Annotated in this window: 6 protein-coding genes; all 6 read left to right on the forward strand. The window is 64.4% G+C overall.

Features of this window, described 5'->3' with window-relative positions:
- A partial coding sequence (locus HUV01_RS11340; protein WP_368040025.1) for a tyrosine-type recombinase/integrase occupies positions 1-1,394 on the forward strand: 1,394 nt, incomplete at its 5' end.
- Complete coding sequence (locus HUV01_RS11345; RefSeq protein ID WP_174298356.1) at positions 1,391-1,945, forward strand: hypothetical protein; 555 nt, start codon at positions 1,391-1,393, stop codon at positions 1,943-1,945. The genes HUV01_RS11340 and HUV01_RS11345, both read left to right, overlap by 4 nt.
- Positions 1,939-2,583 (forward strand): tyrosine-type recombinase/integrase, encoded by a 645-nt coding sequence (locus HUV01_RS11350; RefSeq protein ID WP_174298357.1) that lies wholly within the window; start codon positions 1,939-1,941, stop codon positions 2,581-2,583. Before HUV01_RS11345 ends, HUV01_RS11350 begins: the two co-directional genes overlap by 7 nt.
- Positions 2,584-2,657: 74 nt before the next feature.
- Positions 2,658-3,092, forward strand: a complete 435-nt coding sequence (locus HUV01_RS11355) for an antitoxin Xre/MbcA/ParS toxin-binding domain-containing protein (RefSeq protein ID WP_174298358.1) — start codon at positions 2,658-2,660, stop codon at positions 3,090-3,092.
- Positions 3,089-3,568, forward strand: coding sequence for an RES family NAD+ phosphorylase (locus HUV01_RS11360; RefSeq protein ID WP_174298359.1), 480 nt, complete (start codon positions 3,089-3,091; stop codon positions 3,566-3,568). Before HUV01_RS11355 ends, HUV01_RS11360 begins: the two co-directional genes overlap by 4 nt.
- 310 nt (positions 3,569-3,878) lie before the next feature.
- Entirely contained in the window at positions 3,879-5,423 is a 1,545-nt protein-coding gene (locus tag HUV01_RS11365; RefSeq protein ID WP_174298360.1) for a DUF1176 domain-containing protein, read from the forward strand.
- Positions 5,424-5,522: the final 99 nt, after the last annotated feature.

Below are 5,522 nucleotides of genomic sequence, written 5' to 3' on the forward strand. Positions count from 1 at the left end.
ACCGAGGCACCGGGACGATCAGGACGACGACGGGGGATCGGGACGATGGGATGCACACCGAACGCAAGCTTCGCTTGTTTTCAGGAAAAAACCCAATGAAATCAATGGCTATTCTTTCAAAAACGTCCGGGAGTTTGGGGTATGCGGATGGCCATCTGCTCCCCAGGAATGCTGTCGAAACAGCGGCTTACGAGGCGCCTGAAAGCCCGTTTGATGGCTATTTGCTCCCCAGCCCCGATTTGGACGGCCGGCACGCCCTTCTGGACGGCAATTTCGCCCGCCGGGACCATCCCGTTCAGTCTTCGGAATACACCGTCTGGGACACGGAACTGGTTGGGTTCGGCCTCCGGGTGCGGCCTACCGGCAAGGCATTCTGGACCGTCCGCCTGCGGCATCGCGGCAAGCAGCGCCGGGTGACGATCGGGCGCACTGAGGATGTCGATGCCGTGTTCGCCCGCGCTCAGGCGCGACGGCTGCTCGCGGAAGTGGCGCTCGACGGGCTACCCAAGCGCAAGGTGGTCAAGGCGGCCCCTACCCTTACGACCTTCGTCGAGAGCCACTGGACCGACATCGCCCGCTACTGGAAGCCCTCGACGGCCAAGCGCAATCTTCAGGCTTGGCGCTGCGACCTGTCAGCGGTGTTCGGCGAGATGCGCGTACCCGAGGTGCTGCCTTCGGACGTGCTGCGCTGGCGGGACGATTGTGCGGGATCGGACGAGGCCAAATACAATCGCGCGCTGCCGGTGCTCGCCAGCCTCTTCAAATATGCCGAGGCCCTGCATCTCAGGCGTAAGGGATCAAACCCCTGCCGGGGACTGCCGCGCTACCCACGCGACGCCAAGGAGCGGTACCTTTCTCCGCTTGAATACCGAAGGATTGGAGCGGCGCTGCGGGCCGCCGAGGTCAAGGCGCCCGCACAAGTCGCAATCATCCGGCTGCTGCTCTACACTGGGGCACGGGTTGGCGAGATCCGGGATCTCCGGTGGGAGTGGGTTCAGCCCCCTCGCCTCTCACTGCCTGATAGCAAGACCGGCCCCAAAACGATTTGGCTGAACAGTCAGGCGCAAGCGATCCTCGCGGACCTGCCACGCCGGGAAGGTTGCCCGTTCGTGTTCCCCAACTCGGCAGGCAGCGGGCCGGTCTGGGTTGCGCCGTGGTGGACCGCGTTTCGCCGGACCTGCTCGATGCCGGACCTGCGCATCCACGACTTGCGCCATAGCTTCGCGTCGACCGCGATCATGGACAATGTTCCGCTCGCCACCATCGGCAAGCTGCTCGGGCACCTGCTGCCGGAGACAACCGCCAAATACGCGCACCTGGCCGACGATGTCATTGCGGACGCCGCGCGACGCATCTCCGGTTCGCTGGCGCAGGCGATCGGGGTGTCGGCATGACGAAGCTCTCCCTCGAAGCGATCGTCACGCAGGCTCTGGCCGACATCGGCGTCGTTGGTTGCTACCAGCTACCAACCAGCAAGCCTCGCACGACCACCTGGGTCGCTGGCGAGCGCGGCTTCGGTATCCGTCATTACGCGACCGGCCGTGAGGTCTACGTAGCCCAGACCCGGATGGGCGGTCGCGTCCGTACCGTCACGATCGCGCCTGCGTTGGTCATCACCCAGTATCAGGCGCTGACCGTGGCGCGGCGCGTGCTAGCCTATGCTAGCGTAGGATATGATCCCGCCGCCGATCGCCAGCGCACCCGGTCGGCTCCCCGCTTTGACGACTTCCTCGACGAGTACTGGCGGCGCTGGTCGCCGCAGTGGAAGGCCTCCACGCAGGAGACGCACGCCTTCTACCGCCGGCATTACCTCGATGGCGCGTTCCCCGGCGTGTTCATCGACGAACTTAACGAAGCGCATGTGACCCAGTGGTTCGCCCGGCTGAACGACGACACCGGCCGGGTGCCTGCAACCGCGTGCTTACCATCCTCAACAACATGCTGAACAAGGCCGAGCAGTGGGGGTACCGGCTGGAGAACACCAATCCGTGCCGGGCGGTTCGCCGCAATCGCAGGCGCAAGTGCGAGCGCTTCCTGTCACATGCGGAGTTGGCGCGGTTGGGCGTGGTGCTCGCGGCGCAGCGGGCGGGAGAGGACAGGCTAAAGGCGGTGATGGCGTCGGCCGTGACCTTACTCCTGCTGACAGGGTGCCGCTCCGGAGAGGTGGCGAACCTTCAATGGCCAGATGTGAAGGGCAACCGGCTCAAGCTGCGCGACAGCAAGACCGGCCCGCGAACCGTTTGGCTTGGCGACGAGGCGCGGGCGGTGATCGCCGCCCTGCCCCGCCAGCGCAACGTACCCTGGCTGTTCTGGAACCCGACGCTGCGCAAACCCGTGCTGCGGCTTTCCAACAACTGGCCCGCGATCCGAGACCGGGCCGAGCTGCGGGGCGTGCGGCTTCACGACCTGCGGCACACCTTCGCCAGTCACGCGGCGATGAACAAGGAGACGCTGCCGATGATCGGCCGCCTGCTTGGGCACCGGAGCACGCAGTCGACATCCCGCTACGCGCACCTTGATGACGAGCACGTTCTGGACGCGGCCGAGCAGATTGGAGCCGCGATCGAGCGAATGATCGCTTGAGCAGCACAGAGATTGCCGGCCTTGCCAGTGTCTCATATGAGGCTTACATGGGCATCAACTGAAACGGAGTTGTGATGGCATCCCAGCCGGCATCGATCGAGGCGCTCCTTGGCGTGAACGCCGGACGACAATCCTCGCGTCTAGCCCTGTCCAACTCGATCGAGAGCGGCTTGCCAGTGGCAGCGCTAGACCGGCTCGCGGATACCGTGGCGCCCGACGATGCCCGGTTCAAGTTTCGCCTGATCCCGAAGGCGACGCTGGAGCGGCGCCGGAAGGCGCCTGCACAGCGGTTGACGAGCGAGGAAGGCGACCGGCTCGCCCGGCTCGCCAAAGTGTTCAGCTTCGCGCTGGAGATCTACCAGTCGCCCGAAAAAGCACGCGAGTTCCTCAGCCGCCCGCATGCCATGCTCGACGGCAAGCCGCCGCTGGACGTGGCGCTCGCCACCAGCCCAGGCGCGGACCTCGTCATCAACCTGCTGGGGCGGGCGGCCTATGGCGGGGGCGCGTGATAGGGAGCCGGACGGATCGCGTCCTGACTGCCTTCCGCATCGGTGACCCGGATGGTGCTCACCCCATCTACGACAGCGAGGGTGCCCGCCTCTACCCCGGTCGGTGGAATACACCGGCAAGCCCTGTCATCTACACGTCCGAGCACTACTCGACAGCGATGCTGGAAAAGCTGGTGCACGCCAACAGCGTGCTGCCGCCCAATCAGCATTACATCCGCATCACCATCCCGAACGGAACCAGCTATGAGGTTTTTCGGCCCGCGGCGCATCCTGGATGGGACGGCAAGGACGAGAGCCTCTGCAAGGCGTTCGGAATGGAATGGTACGAGGAGCGGCGGAGCGCTATCCTGCTCGTGCCGTCCATCCCGGCTCGGCTTGAGCGGAATGTCCTGATCAATCCGCGTCATCATGACGCTGCGCAGATCACCTACGATCTGCCGGAGCCTGTGTGGTGGGACGCGCGGCTATATGGATGAAGTCGTTTTCCGCCTGAAAGAACAAAGCCTATTCACGCTGCGTCCCTGCGACGTAGCACCGGAACTGGGCGGCGTGACCCAGAAAGCGACGCTCACGACTTAGTCCGGGCTCACCAACTTCGGCCACTCGTTCATCTCGACGCAATCCGGTGTACTCCGACGAAACGTTTACCTCAGCCTGCACTCCGCCGCGCGTCACCCGACAAAACCGCGGCGTTTTCTGACCCCGCCTTGCCGCCAGTGGCGCATTCTTCGCGGATCGGCGATAGCTTTGACTACCTGCCTCCGACCTACACTGAAGGAGCATGAGATGCGCTCAACCATCATCGCCATGTCGCTCTGCCTAGGCGCTGTGGCGGCTGGAAAGGGTGTCGAGGCCGCTCCACCATCGAAACCGACAGCGGCACCGATCCGCGTGTTCGGGAACTGGGCGGTCGCCTGCGACAATGGGCTGCGCTGCGAAGCGGTGTCGCTCCAGCCCAAAGAGTTACAATACGCAGGAATTGGCCTTGTCGTTACGCGCGACAGTGGACCCACCGCACAGCCAAGCGTCACGATCGGCCATATCCTTGATGGACATCACGGCGATGCCGACATTGCCGTCGACAACCGGATTATCGTGCGCGGCATGCTGGACAAGAGCGAGACGGCGGCAGTGCCCTCGGCGCAGGTCTCGCCCCTGATCCGGGCACTCGTGACCGGTAAGCGCCTTCGTCTGACGGGCGGGGGTGAGGTCTCGGATACCAGCCTCGACGGAGCGTCGGCCGCGTTTCGCTACATGGACGCGCAGCAGGGTCGGGCCGACACCGTGACCGCGCTGGTCGCGACCGGCGGCAAGCCGGCATCCCTCGTGCCGACAGGGTTGATCCCGATCGTCCGCGCGATCAAGCCGCCGACGACCGGAGCTGCAATCTCAGCAGCCACACGTGCGAGCGTTTGGGCCAAGGCAGGCTGCAAGGGCCCCGCGGGCGATGATCAGAAGATTGCTGCAAGCTTGCTATCCGACGATATGACGTTGGTCTTGGTGACCTGCTACAGCCTCGCTGAAGGCGGGGAGAACCCTTCGGCCGATCCTTATCTCGTCCAGGGCGATCGGATCGAGAAAGCGACATTCGACGCCCCGGCCGGCATCGGCGAGCGGGGATCGCCACCCTCCATTACGTCGGGGTTCTGGGACAGCAAAGCTGGAACGCTCACCTCCTTCGAGCGCGGTCGGGCGCTTGCCGATTGTGCCAGCCAAGAGACGTTCGTCTGGGACGGCACCCGCTTCCGGCTCGTCGCGCATGACGAGATGGACGTGTGCCGCGGCGCGCAGCGTTTGGTATCCGTCTGGCGAGCGCGAGCGGTGTTCGACGGTCGCGCTGACCTAAACACGCCCGTGACCAACAGATCGACAAATACCAACGGTTTGGAGGCGACAAACGCTGCTCCTTCAGCGACGCAGCCCTCCCGCTCCTCACTTGACCTGTTCATCACGGACCAACTCCACGTCGCGCACTACGAGCTGGCACGCGCGGATCTGAATGGCGCCCGGCATCCAGAGGCGCTCGTCTATGCCGACGACCGTTCCGATTGCGGTAGCGGGGGCTGCGACCTCTACGTGCTGAGCGAAGACAGCGGGGCGTGGCGCATAGTGTCGGATATCTCCATCACCCGACCGCCGATCCGGCTATTACCCACAACGAGCCATGGCTGGCACGACCTGAGCGTCTTCGTCGCAGGGGGTGGGATCTTACCAGGTCATGATGTGCGGTTGATCTTCGACGGCAACACCTATCCCGGCAATCCGACAGTCGCACCCGCCAGGACGATCTCTCATCCGGATGGCAAGGTGCTGATCGCGACTGGAGGATAGAGGAAGGCGCGCAGTACAGGACGACCCAGTAACCGCCATACGCGGCGCTTTCTCGCGCTCTCAACTTCCGACATTCATTCATCAGTGCCGATCAGCCTG

It is taken from the genome of Sphingomonas bacterium (genome assembly GCF_903643035.1).
Lineage (GTDB): Bacteria > Pseudomonadota > Alphaproteobacteria > Sphingomonadales > Sphingomonadaceae > Sphingomonas.